We start from the raw sequence: 14,371 nt of genomic DNA on the forward strand, positions 1-14,371 counted from the left end.
AGCACCTCGGACAGCTGTTCGTGGTCAACCGCTGGGCCTCCCAGGCCGCCCGGCCAGTCCCCGGGCACCCCGAGATAGCAGCAGGCAGCGTTCCGTAGCACGCAGCTCCGGGCGCCGGAGAGTCCCGAAGGTGACTCTCCGGCACAGCCGGTGATCAGAGGTCGGAATCGTCCGCCTGGGCCTGCTCGTAGAACCACCGGAGCTGCTCGATGAGCGCCTTGCGGGCTCCGGGGTCGACGAGCACCGTGAGCGGGAAGCCGGGCCGGAGCGCGAGCTTCGCGGCGGCGATCTCCACGCCCGGCACCGTGTTCAGCCGCTGCCGGAACTCCTCCCGCAGCCTGATGTCGTCGAACGGCGTACGGATGCTGAGGTGCTGGAACACGATCTCGAACTTGCCGCTGGGATAGATCGTCGCCGGCCAGATGTTGCCGAGCCGGTGGCCCTTGTCCCGGGCCAGCAGGAAGCAGGAGGTTTCCCCACCGGTGCCGAAGCCGAAGACGCCGCCGAGGTCCGCCCACGCCGCCAACACCTGCGCCGTGGCCTCGGCGACCTCCGGGCTCAGCAGTTCTGTCAGCTGTTCGGTGAACCGGACGTCCCGGTCGACGTGGGGGCGGGGCAGATCCTCCGGCGTCATCCCGATCAGCTGGGCCAGCTCCTCGGTGACGATCCGCTGCGCCGGGTTGGCCCGGTCGTACCTGTCGAACTGCACCCCCTCCGCCTTCAGCAGGTCGCGCGGGTCGTCTTTACGGCCCGGGTCCGGCCAGCGGAAGCCGGGCGAGACGGTGCCCTCGACCTGGAGCACCCGGTGCGCGTTCGGGGTGGAGTGGTTGGCGATCCGTGCCCCGACCGGGACCGGATGGCTGCCGATGAGGGCGGCGACGTCCCCGTACGTCGTCCAGGAGCCGGCGGGCAGCTCGGCGAGCGCCCGGTTCATGATGTCCCAGGGCACCTCCGACCGGGTGTCCGCCGCTGCGGAGGTGGGTCCGGGCCAGTTGGTGATGATGCGTTCGGCGAGCGCGTCGGCCCGGTGTTGGATCTCCGGGCGTCCCCAACGCTCCCGGTCGGCGATCTCCCGGTTGAGGGCGAGTCCACTCTTCGCCAGCATTGCCCGCTTCACAGTGAACGAGCTGTTGCTCAACTCGGAGTTGTAGCCGGTGAGGGTGAGGTTTCCGAGCGTGTGGAGCAACCCTTCGTGCGCTTCGGCGAAGTTCTCGTCGGGATCGAGATCCTCGCTCAGCAGCTGCCGCCACTCCGGGGTGGGCGTCTGCGGCAGCACGTGCTCGATGGTCAACCTGTCGGGCTTCACCGGCTCCTTGCCGCCGTACGACTCCTCCAGCCACTGCAGGACAAGTTTGCGCTGGTGGGGGCGGCCGTTGAGGTAGTACGGCATGGTCCGGACCGCGGCGCGGACGCTGGCGTCGGTGGCGTAGTACTTGCGACCGGTCGAGAGGTACGCCCGGACCGCCTCGTCGACCGGCAGGTCACGGCTCATCTCGGTGACGATCGAGAGCAGGATCCGGTTGATGTTCGCGGTGGCCCGGCCGATGACCAGCCGCCGGACGAAAAAGCTCTCGACGTGGAGCATCGCCGAGGCGATCTGCGCGGAGGTCGCGCTCTGCTGGTCCCGGCGGTCGAGGAGGTGCAGCAGAAGCGGATAGACGGTGGTGGTGCCCCAGGCACTGAGTCGGGCGAGACGGTGCCGGACCTCCGGGTCGGCCTCGTCCTCGGGGTGCAGGATGACCCGGAGCAGCAGGCCGAGACGGCCGAACCGGCGTACCTCGGCCTCGATCTCCTCCTCCGTGCGCATGCGGTGCAGCCGCACCTGCTGGGCCGAGTAGATGTCCGACTGCTTGACCCGGGGGTTGGCCTGCACCAGGTCGAGCCAGAAGAGCAGCTCCAGCTCCTCGCGGGTGAGCCGGCTCTGCAGCGGCAGCCACAGCGACTCGTAGACGGCCTCACCCCGGGTCGGCAGCCGCATGAAAAGGTAGTTGCGCAGCAGGTCCGCCTGCTTGAGCTGCAACCCGGTGTTGTTCAGCGACTCGAAGATCCGATAGACGTTGTCGCCGGCCTGGGCGGTCACCGAGACCAGTGCCAGCCCGGAGATGACCGCGTCCTCGATACGCTCGATGTCCAGCGGATCGTCGGGGGCGTCGTACGCGGCGAGCTGGTCACCGAAGAACCGGTACGCCGCACCGACCGGATCGCTCCCGCCGGCCTGCGGAGTCGAGTCCAGACAGGCCAGGTACGCCGCCCGGTCGGCTTGGGTGGGTAGCAGTTTCGGCCGCTGCCGCTCCGACCGCCACTTGTTGATCAGGAACTGTTCGGTGATCCGTTCGCGGTGCTCGGGACCCTCGTGCTGGGCGCGGTGGTCGCGGATGGCGCAAAGCAGGATGGAGAGGGTGGTCAGCCGCTGCTGGCCGTCCACCACCAGAAACTCCGAGACACCGGCCGGGCCGATCGACGGGCTCGGCGCCAGCACGACCGAGCCGATGAAGTGCGTGGCGCTCCGGTCCTCGACCCGGTCCTCCGCCAGCTTGACGACGTCCTCCCACAGCCGCCTGAGCTGGTCAGACCCCCACGAGTAGGTCCGTTGGTACAACGGCACCTGGTACTGCTTCGCGCCCTCCAACAACTCCCGCAGTGTTGTCTCCTGCGCCGCGACCATGCCTGCTCCCGTCTCCACCCGTACCGCGCAACGGGGGCAAGACAATCAATCCGACGTACGACGGGACAACCTACGTCGGGCCGGAAACGTCGCCGAACGGTCGATGTCCGGTCGACGCCACGGACGCAGGATCGGCGGTACGGCAACGTGGAGCACCGCGACGCGGGGAGCGTCGCGGCGGCTGGTCACACCTCGAAGCGGTCGGTGAGGGAGTCGGTCAGCTCGGTGACCTGGGAGGCGTCGGGACGCTCGACGTCGAACGTGTCCATCCTGCTGTAGGTGTACCTGATCTCGTCGTACCCTGGCAGCACGCTCGGCAGCTCGACGGTGAATTCGTGCAGGCTACCGTCGCGGCTCGTGCGCGCCCGGAACGGAACCGCCTTGGCCTTCGGGCCGAGTTCGGTGAGCAGCTTCTGGGGGACGTTGCGCGAACGGGTGAGGTCCAGCAGGCCGGTGAAGTCGTGCCCGCCCTTCCGGTCCGCGCTGACGACGCAGTTGGCGAGGTCGGCGGCGCGACTGTGGTCGCTCTCGCGCAGCGCGCGAAGCGGGCTGTCCGGTGGAAAGTCTGCGGCACCGCCGTGCATCCAGCTGGTCTGACCGGGTACGTCGGGCAGCCGCAGGTACAGATCAGCGCCGATCTGGATCACTTCGACCTCGAAGAGGTCGCCCGCCACATCCTCCAAGAAGATGTTCGTCCGGGCTTTCCTGCCATCGGGATCCATTCTGGCTTCGGTCCTGATCCCGGGGACCCGCATGACGACGGTGATGAGTCCCTGGTTCGTTTTCGCAGCCGCGTCCACCAACTTCTCCACCGGGCTGAACTGGCTGGCGTCCGGCGTGGAGGTCGCACTGGGCGGGGCTGCTCTGCCGAGAGGCGTCCCGCTGATGCCGCAGCCAGCGACCGAGAGGCTCATCGCGGTGACGAGGACGAGGCCCGACGCCGCTGACCTACGAACACCTGTCTGCACGGTCTTCCTTCCCGCAGAGAATCACGCGGATGCTATCCGAACAGGGCTCGAATCCGACGGAGATTTTCGGCTCTCACCGTTGCCCGCGAACCACAGCACCGGGCGGGTCGCCGGCGCCCCGGGCGATGTCGGTGCACGCACCCGATCATGGCGCTTCGAGCAGGCATGTGCGCTGGCAAGATGAGCGGGGTGACGGTGCTGCTGCGCAGAAACCTCCTGGTCGCGGTCCTGGTGGTCGCCGTGCTGTGGATGCCGTCCACCATCACGGCCGGTGGCTGGGCCCGGATCTGTGCCGGGATCGTGCTGGCCGCCCTGACCGGTGCCGCGCTTGTGCTCAACAGCCGGGCGCCGGTCGCGGCGACCGCGGCGGTCGCGGCCACGACCCTGGTGGGTGCGGCCCTCGACGTCTGTCAGGATCCGATGTTGGCCACCGCCTGGTGTCTGTACCTGGTGGCGGTGGAACGCGGTCCGTACGTCCGGACGCTGGTGACCACGCTGGTCGGCATGCTCGCCGGATTCGTCCTGGTCATCGGAGTCTCGCCCGGCCTCGGCGCGCGGGTGGCCGTGGCCACGGCCGCGTTGTGCCTGGCGTGGCTGGTCGGCACCGCCGTGGGCCGGCGGATGCTCTCCGAGCGGGCGGCGGAGAGGGCGCGGCTACAGGTGGACCTGGCCCGTGAGGTGCACGACGTCGTGGGGCACACCCTCGGGGTGATCGCCGCCGAGGCCGGTGTGGTCCGGGCACTGCCGGACGCGGGCGAGGCCGAACTGCGCGAGACGCTCGCCGACATCGAGTCGCAGGCCCGAGGCGCTCTTGAGGAAACGCAACGCCTGGTGCGTACCCTGCGGGATCCCGGACCGACACTGGACGGGCTGCCGGCGATCATCGCCACCACCCGTGCTGCCGGAGTCTCCGTGGACGCCCGACTGGAACCGCACGGCCCGGTCGACGCCGACATCGGCGTGGCGGTGGTGCGGATCGCGCAGGAGGCGCTGACCAACGTGGTGCGGCATGCTCCGCGGGCCCGCTGCACCGTCGAGCTGTGGGAGACCGGGAAGGAGATCGCCGTACGGGTACGAGACAGCGGCGCACCCGGGCCGGCGCCGGCCTCCGGCGGTACCGGGTACGGCCTGCGCGGCATGCGGGAACGCGTCGCGGCCCTCGGCGGTACGGTGGCGTGGGGCGGCACCCCGGAGGGCGGCTTCGAGGTCGAGGCGCGGTTACCGATGCGGAAGGTCTGACGGTGGGAATCTCGGTCCTGCTCGCCGACGACGACGCGCGCTTCCGCGGGGTCTACCGCAAGCTGTTCGACCGTACCGAGGGGTTCCGCACCGCCGGGGAGGCCGCCGACGGTGCGGAGGCCGCCCGGCTGTGTCTCGCGCTGAAGCCGGACGTGGTGCTGCTGGACGTGCAGATGCCCGGCGTGGACGGGCTGGAGGCGGCGCGGCGGATCCTGCCGGCCACCGACACCCGGGTGATCATGCTGACCACGTTTCACCTGGACGACTACGTGCACGAGGCGCTGGTGCTGGGCGCCTCGGGATTCCTGCTCAAGAACGCCTCCCCGCAGGAGGTGCTGCGAGCGGTCCGGGCCGTACACGACGGGCACGCCATGCTCGCGCCGGAGGTCACCGCGCGGATGCTGCACACGTTCGCGCAGCGCCGGCCCCAGCGCCGGCACCACTTCGCCGGGCAGTTGCTCTCCGAGCGGGAAGTGCAGGTCATCCGGTACGTCGCGCGCGGCTACTCGAACCAGCAGATCGCCGACGAGTTGTTCCTGAGCCTGGAGACGGTCCGTACCTATCTGCGCCGCACCTTCGCGAAGTTGGACGTGCGCGACCGCACCCACCTGGCCGTGCTGGCCTACGAGGCGGGCCTGTTGCACGATCAGCGCTGAACCTCGTTGTCTACTTCCGGGGGACGCGAGGTGCCGGCCGGGGCCGCGATTCTGGGCGGGTGATCGAAGTAGCCCAGCTCAGCAAACGTTACGGGTCCAGGGTCGCCGTGGACGACGTCAGTTTCACCGTCCGGCCCGGCCGGGTGACCGGGTTCCTGGGCCCGAACGGCGCCGGCAAGTCCACCACCCTGCGCATCTTGTTGGGCCTGGACCGGGCCGACGCCGGGACCGCGCTCGTCGACGGCAGGCCGTACCGGAGGTTGCGTCACCCGCTGCACACGGTGGGGGCGATGCTGGACGGCGCCGGGCCGGTGCCCGAGCGGCGGGCCGTCGACCATCTGACCTGGATCGCCCAGTCCAACCGGATTCCCCGGCGGCGGGTGACCGAGGTGCTCGACCTGGTCGGGCTCGCCGGGGTCGCCAGGCAACGGGTGAAGAAGTACTCGCTGGGTATGGGCCAGCGTCTCGGGCTGGCCGCGGCGCTGCTCGGTGATCCGGAGATCCTCGTGCTCGACGAGCCGGTCAACGGCCTGGACCCCGACGGGATCCGCTGGGTGCGGACGTTCCTGCGCGACCAGGCGGCCCAAGGTCGTACGGTGCTGCTGTCCAGCCACCTGATGACCGAGATGGCCGACACCGCCGACGAGGTGGTCGTGATCGCCCGGGGGCGCATCGCCGCGCGCGGCCCACTCGACGAGATCACCGCCGGGCACGGGTCGCTGGAGAGGGCCTTCTTCGCGCTCACCGCCGACCAGGGTCCGGGACGGTGACTGCCGTGGCCGCCGCCGTCCGCGCGGAACTCACCAAAATCTTCACGCTGCGCGTCACCTGGATCGTCACCGGCGGCATCCTCGCCCTGCACCTGCTGATCTCCGTCGCGAACCTGGGGCGGACCGGTACGGCGGTCGCCGACATCACCCCGGACGGCCTGATCGAGCTGTTCGTCGGCGAGTCACGCCCGGCGCACCGGGCGATCGTCGACTTCCTGGTCTCGTCGTCGTTCCAGATGGGCCTGTTCCTGCCCGGTCTGGCGGCGGTGCTGGCGGGACAGGAGTTCCGGACCCGGCAGCTCGGGTGGTCGGTGTTGGCGGTTCCCCGCCGGGGCGTACTGGTCACCGCGAAGACCGTCGCGGTCGCCGCGTACCTGCTGTTCGTGTCGCTGGTGATCGCGGGTGTCAGCACCGCCTTCATGTGGGCCACCGTCAGGGACTGGGATCCGGGAGTCGTGGTCAGCGGCGAGGCGCTGCTCGGGCAGGCACGGTTCCTGACCTTCGCCGTGCTGTGGGCCCTGGTGGGGTACGCCCTCACGCTCGTCGCGCGCAGCACGCTGATCGGCGTCGTCGCCTCGGTGGCGCTCATCGCGGTGACGATGACCCAGGTGCTCGCCCTGCACCTGCCCGCGCTGGATGCGCTGTTTCCGCTCAGTGCCGGGCGTAACCTGCTGCTCAACCCCGAGGACTCCCGGCTCAGCGCCGGCCCGGTGCACGCCCTGGTGGTGTTGCTGCTGTGGCCGCTGCTCACCGTCACGGCCGCCGGGCTGCTGCTGCACCGCAGGGACGTGCGGTGAGGGCCCCGCTGAGCGCGGAACTGACCAAGATCCGTACGTTGCCGGTCAGTTGGATCGCACTGGCGCTCACGGCGGTCGCGAACACGCTGCTCGGCATCGTCGCCGGCACCGATTCCGTCCGGATCGCCTCCCCGGACGGCGAGGTGGCCGTGGGCCAGGTCGGCACGCTGATGCTCGCCCCGGTCTACGTGTTCGTCGCGATCGCGGCGGTCGCGGCCGGCACCGAGTACCACGGCGGTCAGCTCCGGGTCAGCCTGGCCGCCGTGCCGGACCGTACCCGATGGTTCGGCGCGAAGCTGGCCGCGACCGCCGTGGTCGCCCTCGTCGCCGCGATCCCCGCCGTGCTTCCCGGGCTGCTCGTCCAGCACGCCGTCGCGGGCGGGTTCGCCCCGGGCCGTACCGCGACGGGCCGCCCCGTCACGGACCTGCTCGCGCTGCTGACCGCCTACCTGCTGTTGAGCCTGGTCGGTTTCGGTTCCGCGTTCCTCGCCCGGGGCTTCGTCACACCGCTGGCCGTCCTGTTCACCCTGCCGGTGCTGGTGTCGACAACGCTTGCCGGACTGTTCCCGCAGGTCGTCAGGTTTCTCCCGCACGAGGCGACGCTCAGCTTCCTCGGCCGGGCCGCCGACCCGGCCACCGCCCTGGGACGGGGTGCCGGGCTGCTTGTGCTCACCGGCTGGGCGCTGCTGTTCGTCGGCGTCGCCTGGGCCCTGACCGTGCGCCGCGACACCTGACTCAGTCCTGGACGAGTGTGGCGAAGGGCTCGCCGCGGTTGAGCCGGTCGACGAGGTCGAGCACGGCCGGTGGGCCACCGTGTGCGTCGACCCACCGGTACACCCGGCAGGCGGCTCTGGCGTACACCTGCTCGTCCGCGCTGGCAGCGGAGAGCCATGCGGTCAGTGTCCGGGGCAGTGGCTCCGGTGAGGCGTCGCGGCAGCGGTCCGGGGCGGTCGGCGGCAACAGGTAGCGCTCGTCGTTCGAGACCAGGACGGCAAGTCCCTCGTCGAACCACTGGGGAATCTGGTCACGCGGGGCGTCGAGGCGCACATGGAACTCGACGTGCGAGAGCTCGTGCGCGGCGATCACCGGGTCGACGCCCCGGGGCGAGAGCATCACCGCCTGGTTGCGTACCGCGACCCCCCCGCTCGCCGCCACCACCGATCCGCCGGTAACAGTCGCGGGTGAGGCAGGCGAGCACTGTCGGCTGGCTCCGGCGCCCCTGGTAGAAGGCGTCGACCCGCGCGACGGCGTCGCGATGCATCTCGACGAGCCGCTGCCGGTCGGCGTCCGACAGGTCGGGTTCGGCATAGAGTCCGTCCTGCACCGGCACGAGCCCGTAACACCGGGGGCAGGTCGTCGCGGCAACCGACGGGTACGCCAGTACCAGCGTCGTACCCACCGCCAGCACCAGGGCGCCCAGGCCGGCCGCCAGCCAGGCCCAGCGTCGCCGTCGACGTGGTCGTGTACTCACTCGAAGTTCCTCCCGGCGCTGCGGATCGGCCAGCGCTCGTCGGGGACCCGCTGGAGTCGACGGTTCGCGACCACACCAGCCTGGGGTGGGTGCGGGGTCGCGCGCGTCACCCGAAAGTAGACGTCTGCCCGCGATCGGCAACGCCCTCACCACCGACCGTGAGTCCTCGAACCCGTCGCCGTCGGTCGACTTCCTGAGCTGCCGTGCGGTCAGGGTGTCCGGAACTCCCAGACCGGTAGCTGGGGCTTGTCGTTGTGCACGACGATGTCGGCGTACCGGGTCGGGTGGACCGTGGCGAAGTAGAACTGTTGGGCGGGGATGTAACGCTCGCGCCAGCGCCGCTCGATGTTGGCCTGAGAGGACACCCGGCGCTCCCGGATCATGGCACGGTCCACGGTCTTCTCGAGCGACGTCGACACGAAGACGCGCAGGTCCCACCGGTCGATCAGTTCCGGGCGCAGGAGGAAGACGCCGTCGAAGACCAGCACGGCGTCGGCCGGGGCAGTCGCGACCGGCGGGGACAGCAGGGTGTCGGTGCTGTGGTCGTACACCGTGGGTTGGAAGCGTCGATTTCCGCCCGGCCCGAGCGGATCGAGCAGCACCCGGTTCAGCGCCTGGTGGTCGTGGGTGTCGAAGTAGCAGCCTTCGGCCGAGTACTCACCGCGCGGATAGCGCTGTGCCCGGGGGAAGAGGAAGTCGTCGATGGTCGCGCGGATGACGTCGCGGCCCTGTGCACGCAGGACGACGGCCAGCTCGTCGGCGAGGGTGGTCTTGCCGGCGGCGGGCGGTCCGTCGACGGCAACCCGGGTCGGGTGTGCGACCGTGACGGATCCGACCGCCTCAGCCACCCGGCCGAGCAGCTCGCCGCGAGTGCCTCGGTCCATGTCTCGCCCGTCCTGGTCTCACGAAGGTCACCGTGCCGGGCCGACCCTATGCCGCGCCAGGCCTTTCGCACCTCCCAACCCCGAGCAAGCGAAGTCGCCCGCTTTCGGCATCAGCCGGCTTTCTGCACGTCCGCGCGCGGATATCGGGACGGATGACCCTGGCGTGATAATTCGATCACGATAAGTACGATGCGGTGGTGGGTGGTGAACGGGTCGGCGGCCGAGTGCGGCACCTTGTGTGGGGTGCCGGACTTCTCGTCCTGGGTGGCGTGGTGATCGGGCTGGCCCGGCTCTTCCATGACAACGATGTGCTGGAGGGGCTCGACAAGGTCTTCAGCGTCATCGGGGGGACGTCCGGCCTCCTCGGGCTCGTTCTGACGGTCCAGGCGCTGCGCTCTGCGGGCGGCCCTGCCGACACCCCTGACGGGCAGGCGGATCCGGCGGCGTGGGACGGACTCGCAGCGGCGGTGGAGCACGTGTGGCGTCCGGAACTGAGTCGTCGCCGGCTCGCCAATCCGCATCCCCTGCCCGTCGCCTGGACCACCGTCGGCCCGCCAGTCGCCGATCACTGGAGCAACATCCGCGTTGACGGTGTCCCGACCCCGCTGGACCTTGACGGTTGTCTTGACCTGCGTCACCCCGACGCCCTGCACCAGGTCCTGACGGACAGGCGGCTGCGTGGCCGGATCGTCATCCTCGGCGAACCCGGCGCGGGCAAGACCTCACTGCTGCTGCGCGAGGCCCTGCGACTCCTCCAGGCACGCACCCCGGAGGACCGGGTGCCGGTGCTGCTACGCCTGCCCACCTGGAACCCCGACGAGCAGACCCTCGAACAATGGGTCACCAGCCGGCTCGCCACCGACTACGGCTACCGCAGATCCATCCCGACCGGCAAGCTCTTTCCGCTGCTCGACGGCCTCGACGAGATGCCGGCCCCGCGCCGGGCACGCGCCATCCAAGCCATCGGCAACACGTTCGACCCGGACCAGCCACTTGTGCTGACCAGCCGCACCACGGAATACCTCGACACCCTCACCAGACTGCCCGGCACCACGATGGCCGCCGCCGCAGTTCTGGAACTCACCGCCATTCCCGCTGACGTCGTGCGGGACTACCTGCGCCGAACGACCAGCCGGCCGGGCGACTGGGAAGCAGCGTTGGACCGCGACACCACAGAGCACGGCGGCCGGCTGGCGGCCGCACTCAACGCACCCCTGTGGATCGACCTCGCCCGGATCACCCACACCGATCCCGACCAGCCCGACAACCAACCCGGCAGACTCATCGATCTGACCGACGCCGAAACCGTCCATACCTACCTCTTGGATCGCCTCATCCCCGCCGTCTACCCCGACCCGCCCGAACCGAATCCCATTGGTCACACCTGGCACCGCGCGGATGCCGACCGGTACCTCCGCAACCTCGCCACCCACATGCACCGCCTCAACACCCAGGACCTCGCCTGGTGGGAACTCGTCCACGCCCTGCCCCGCCATATCCGACTCGGGATCGGGCTCACGATCGGGATTGCGGTCGGGCTCGTGGTCGGACTGGCGTTCGGACTCGCAGCCGGCGTCGGGGGCGGGCTCGCGTTCGGGCTCATGGGCGGGCTCTCGGGCGGGCACACGTCCCCGTCTGAACGGGGTATACGTTGGCGGCGGTCGAGCCGGCCCCTGACCCGTCGCATCGGGTCCGGGCTCGCGTTCGGGATTGCGGTCGGGATCGCGGTCGGGCTTCTGGGCGCCTTCACGGTCTGGCTCAGAGGCGTACCTGTGGGCGGGTGGGCGGTCGGGTTTGTGGGTGGGGTCGTGGTCGGTTCCACCGTGGGATCCATTGTCGGGCTGGTCAAGGAATTCACGACCTTTTTCGACCACGGTGACGGCGACATCACCGCCTCCGACCCGCTCGCACTCCTGTACAACGACCGGCGCCGAACGCTGGCAAACGCGCTGGCGGCCGCGCTCATGGGTGGACTCGTGATCGGGCTTGTGGTCGGGTTCGCGGTCGGTCTCGGGGCCGTGCTCACCGCCGTGCTCGTGGGCGGGATCGGGGTTGGGCTGTTGGGCGGGCTCGCGCTTGGGCTTGGGAGAACCTCAAGTGGCGGCTTCCAGCACGCGCGGCTGTGGTGGTGCATTCGGAACGAACTACCCTGGCCGATCATGGCGTTTCTTGCCGACGCCCACCGGCGAGGCGTACTACGTCAGGCGGGCGGCGTCTACCAGTTCCGACACAGCCTGCTCCGCGACCGGCTCGTCAAACAGGACCAGGTGTACCCGCAGCCGATGCGCGGGCTGTTCTCCTACGTGAGCACGGACGGTGACCACGATCGGTGACGACGGAGCTGACGTGCAGGCGGCGGGTCGGGCGTGGCCGTCATGGCGCAGCCGGCCCGCCTTCGTCGTCACTGTTGTCGGCGGTGGGCCCGCTCAGCGGCGTCCGGGGGTGTGGTGGAGGAACCTGGTCCAGGCGGTGGGGGAGAAGCGGAGGACCGGGCCGGTCGGGTCCTTGCTGTCTCGGACTCCGACGCTGGCCCGGATCCCGGCCCGGCAGGGCGGAACGGGTACGGGTGCGGCGACTTCGACGCAGTTGCCGCCGTTGTCGCCGCTGCGGCTGCTCTTTCGCCACCGGACGCCAGCGGATTCGTTGGTCGGTTCAGCCATGGTGGACCTCCTTGCGGACCTTGTCGATGAGGTGTCGGGACTGTTGTTCGTCGAGGGCGAGGGTGTCGAGGCTGGTCCAGATCCGCCGGTACGCGTCGACCTCGGTGACCTCGTCGAGATAGAGCGCCCCGGTGAGGAACTCCCGGTAGACGACCGACGACGGCTCGGCGGTGCTCCCGTCGTCGGGCGAGGAAACGTCGGGCGGCCCGTCGCCGGGTGGGAAGTCGAGCAGGTTGAACGCTCCGGCGACCGTGCCGTGGTGGGCGCCGGCGGCGAGTGGGACGACTCGGATCGAGGCGTGTGGCAGCTCGGAGACCTCGTGCAGTCGGCGGAGTTGGCCGGCCATGGTGGCACGGCTGCCGACGACGCGGAGCAGTACCGCTTCGGAGAGGATCACGTCGAGTCGGGGTGGTGGGGGCAGGTGTCGTCGGAGCAGGTGTTGGCGGTGCAGGCGTACCTCGACCAGGTGGTCGCGTTCGGTGCCGCTGGTGGCGAGGCGGGTCTGGAAGACGGCGTACGCGTAGTCCGGGGTTTGGAGCAGGCCGGGGACGAGCAGGTCGGCGTGTTCGCGGAGCTGGTGCGCGGCGGCTTCCAGTAGGAGGTACGGCTGGAACCAGTCGGGGATGGCGTCGCGGTAGGCGTACCACCAGCCGGCTGGCCGGGGCGTCACGTCGGGTCGGGGCGGGCTGGTCACCAGGGGCCGCGATTCGGGGTACGGGTCGCGGCGGCGCGTCGTTCCTGCTCGGCGCGGTAGCACGGGGTGTGTCGGGACTGCCACTGGCGCAGGCCTTGGCGGATGCGTTCGGCTTCGGCGCGGGCGATCGACTCGGAGCGCAGTACCCGGTCGAGTTCGTCGGCGACCTGCCGGAGGTAGGCGTACACCTCGTCGGGGTCGAGGCCCCGCCACCGGCGGCCGAACGTTTTGGCGCGGACCTGGTAGGACCGGATCCGCTGCCCGACGCGGTAGAGCATCGGGGCACTGTTGTTGCTGGTCACGCTCATCATCGGTTCCTCTCGCGATCAGGCGGCGCCGAGGCGGGCGGGGTCGTCCGCCGCCGTTTCCGGATGCGGCGGCGGCCGGTGGCCCGGCACCCGCCCCGGGCCAGTTCGGGCCCCCGACCACCGGCAGGGGGTCCGGCGGTCGGGGGAGTCTGGGTCAGGTGGTGGTTGCGCCGGTGATCCGATCGGCGTACGTGGCGAGCGCGGCGACCGCCTCGGTCAGGTTGTCGGTGAGCAGGCCGAGGTGGTCGGCCGCCTGCGACCAGTCCTCGGTGACGCCGACGATCCGCAGCCTCGGGTCCTCGTCGTCCCGGAGTTGCCGTTCGGCGGCGCGGAGCCGGCCGGGGAGCCCGGCGAGGCGTTCGGCGGCCTCGGCGAACTGGGTACGTGACTCGTCCAGCGAGGCGACGACCCGGCCGATGCTGGTCACGTCACCGCCGCCGATCTGGTCCCGTAGCCGGGCCAGCCCGCTGCCGAGCAACTGTTCGACGTGGCTGGCCAGGTCGAGGGCCTCCTCACCGCAGCGGCGGGCCAGGCGCAGTTCCGGGTGCATCGACCCGTCACCGGCCCGGCCGAGCAGCACGGCCGCCGCCGCGACCGTCAGGTACGCCTCACGCAACTCGCCACAGACCCGCTCTGCGGCCCACGCCGCACCCTCCACACCCGTGGCCAGGTCACCTTCCACATCCGTCGGTACGTCTGTCGTCGCCGCTTCCGACACTGTCACGCCGAACTCCTTCGTAGGGGGTGTGCTGCTGGTGCTGGTGGTGCCGGGGCGGACAACCCGAGAGCCGATCTGCCAGCCCAACTTGCTGCTCAAACGTATGCGAGGTACCTTGACGTATGACAACAGTACTCGTCAAGAGCACACCGCATGTTGACGTACGACAAGTTGACTCGTGCCTCTTGACGTGCGCCTACCGTCGCGTTCATGCGGCTCATGGGTGCTCACGAGATCCGGATGCGGCTGGGCGGAATCAGCCGGCAGCGCGTCTACGCGATCACGTCGCACCGGTCGTTCCCGGCCCCGATTGCCGATCTGCAACAGGGCAAGGTGTGGCGCGCCTCGGACGTCGAGAAGTGGATCGCGAAGTACCGACCGGAGCTTGCCGGCCAGGGCGACGACGAGGAGTAACTAGTGTTCTGTCTCAGTTTTGGCTTGCCGCTTGCTGGAGAGCGACTCGTCCACGTCGGACCTTGGCCAGGATTGATTCGGCGGTGGCGGTCCAGACGAATGGTTTCGGGTCGTCGTTGTGCACGCG

Annotated in this window: 14 protein-coding genes and 2 pseudogenes; 7 read left to right on the forward strand and 9 right to left on the reverse strand. The window is 70.1% G+C overall.

Annotation, left to right across the window (positions count from 1 at the left end; translation table 11 throughout):
- Nucleotides 1–154 precede the first annotated feature (154 nt).
- Both ABGB21_RS08165 and ABGB21_RS08170 read right to left on the reverse strand, forming a co-directional pair.
- Nucleotides 155–2,665 carry a DUF262 domain-containing protein gene (locus ABGB21_RS08165; protein WP_347677136.1) on the reverse strand — a complete coding sequence of 837 codons (2,511 nt, stop codon included), beginning with the start codon at nucleotides 2,663–2,665 and terminating at the stop codon, nucleotides 155–157.
- A gap of 185 nt (nucleotides 2,666–2,850) precedes the next feature.
- Nucleotides 2,851–3,633: a hypothetical protein gene (locus tag ABGB21_RS08170; protein WP_347677139.1), complete on the reverse strand. Its 783-nt coding sequence runs from the start codon at nucleotides 3,631–3,633 to the stop codon at nucleotides 2,851–2,853.
- A 180-nt stretch (nucleotides 3,634–3,813) separates the two neighbouring features.
- Between ABGB21_RS08170 and ABGB21_RS08175 the strand changes: the two genes are divergently transcribed.
- From ABGB21_RS08175 to ABGB21_RS08195, 5 genes and pseudogenes are all read left to right on the forward strand, one after another.
- Nucleotides 3,814–4,872, forward strand: coding sequence for a sensor histidine kinase (locus tag ABGB21_RS08175; protein ID WP_347677141.1), 1,059 nt, complete (start codon nucleotides 3,814–3,816; stop codon nucleotides 4,870–4,872).
- Nucleotides 4,873–4,874: 2 nt separating this feature from the next.
- Nucleotides 4,875–5,528 (forward strand): response regulator transcription factor, encoded by a 654-nt coding sequence (locus tag ABGB21_RS08180; RefSeq protein WP_347677143.1) that lies wholly within the window; start codon nucleotides 4,875–4,877, stop codon nucleotides 5,526–5,528.
- A gap of 59 nt (nucleotides 5,529–5,587) precedes the next feature.
- A pseudogene (locus tag ABGB21_RS08185) lies at nucleotides 5,588–6,208 on the forward strand (ATP-binding cassette domain-containing protein); the annotation flags it as partial.
- Nucleotides 6,209–6,294: 86 nt separating this feature from the next.
- Entirely contained in the window at nucleotides 6,295–7,095 is an 801-nt protein-coding gene (locus tag ABGB21_RS08190; protein ID WP_347677145.1) for a hypothetical protein, read from the forward strand.
- Complete coding sequence (locus ABGB21_RS08195; protein ID WP_347677147.1) at nucleotides 7,092–7,829, forward strand: hypothetical protein; 738 nt, start codon at nucleotides 7,092–7,094, stop codon at nucleotides 7,827–7,829. Before ABGB21_RS08190 ends, ABGB21_RS08195 begins: the two co-directional genes overlap by 4 nt.
- A gap of 1 nt (nucleotide 7,830) precedes the next feature.
- On the opposite strand, the gene ABGB21_RS08200 is transcribed toward ABGB21_RS08195, so the two are convergent.
- Nucleotides 7,831–8,250, reverse strand: a complete 420-nt coding sequence (locus ABGB21_RS08200; RefSeq protein ID WP_347677149.1) for a hypothetical protein — start codon at nucleotides 8,248–8,250, stop codon at nucleotides 7,831–7,833.
- 525 nt (nucleotides 8,251–8,775) lie between these two features.
- Nucleotides 8,776–9,450: a cytidylate kinase family protein gene (locus ABGB21_RS08205; RefSeq protein ID WP_347677151.1), complete on the reverse strand. Its 675-nt coding sequence runs from the start codon at nucleotides 9,448–9,450 to the stop codon at nucleotides 8,776–8,778.
- A 197-nt stretch (nucleotides 9,451–9,647) separates the two neighbouring features.
- Here ABGB21_RS08205 and ABGB21_RS08210 point away from each other — a divergent pair, with 197 nt between their 5' ends.
- Nucleotides 9,648–11,783 carry a hypothetical protein gene (locus ABGB21_RS08210; protein WP_347677153.1) on the forward strand — a complete coding sequence of 712 codons (2,136 nt, stop codon included), beginning with the start codon at nucleotides 9,648–9,650 and terminating at the stop codon, nucleotides 11,781–11,783.
- A 93-nt stretch (nucleotides 11,784–11,876) separates the two neighbouring features.
- Here ABGB21_RS08210 and ABGB21_RS08215 read toward each other — a convergent pair whose 3' ends face one another.
- From ABGB21_RS08215 to ABGB21_RS08230, 4 genes are all read right to left on the reverse strand, one after another.
- On the reverse strand, nucleotides 11,877–12,110 hold the full coding sequence (locus ABGB21_RS08215) for a DUF397 domain-containing protein (RefSeq protein WP_347677155.1): 234 nt from the start codon (nucleotides 12,108–12,110) through the stop codon (nucleotides 11,877–11,879).
- Nucleotides 12,103–12,804, reverse strand: coding sequence for a DUF5753 domain-containing protein (locus ABGB21_RS08220; RefSeq protein ID WP_347677157.1), 702 nt, complete (start codon nucleotides 12,802–12,804; stop codon nucleotides 12,103–12,105). The genes ABGB21_RS08215 and ABGB21_RS08220 overlap by 8 nt, the downstream gene beginning before the upstream one ends.
- Nucleotides 12,801–13,082: a DivIVA domain-containing protein gene (locus ABGB21_RS08225; RefSeq protein ID WP_347677179.1), complete on the reverse strand. Its 282-nt coding sequence runs from the start codon at nucleotides 13,080–13,082 to the stop codon at nucleotides 12,801–12,803. The genes ABGB21_RS08220 and ABGB21_RS08225 overlap by 4 nt, the downstream gene beginning before the upstream one ends.
- A gap of 184 nt (nucleotides 13,083–13,266) precedes the next feature.
- Nucleotides 13,267–13,836, reverse strand: a complete 570-nt coding sequence (locus ABGB21_RS08230) for a hypothetical protein (protein WP_347655714.1) — start codon at nucleotides 13,834–13,836, stop codon at nucleotides 13,267–13,269.
- 204 nt (nucleotides 13,837–14,040) lie between these two features.
- On the opposite strand from ABGB21_RS08230, the gene ABGB21_RS08235 reads away from it, so the two are divergent.
- Entirely contained in the window at nucleotides 14,041–14,244 is a 204-nt protein-coding gene (locus tag ABGB21_RS08235; protein WP_347655713.1) for a hypothetical protein, read from the forward strand.
- Between the two features lie 13 nt (nucleotides 14,245–14,257).
- Here the strand turns inward: ABGB21_RS08235 and ABGB21_RS08240 are convergent.
- Nucleotides 14,258–14,371: pseudogene (locus ABGB21_RS08240) on the reverse strand (IS630 family transposase); the annotation flags it as partial.

It is taken from the genome of Plantactinospora sp. B24E8 (genome assembly GCF_039871735.1).
In the GTDB taxonomy this organism is placed as follows: domain Bacteria; phylum Actinomycetota; class Actinomycetes; order Mycobacteriales; family Micromonosporaceae; genus Plantactinospora.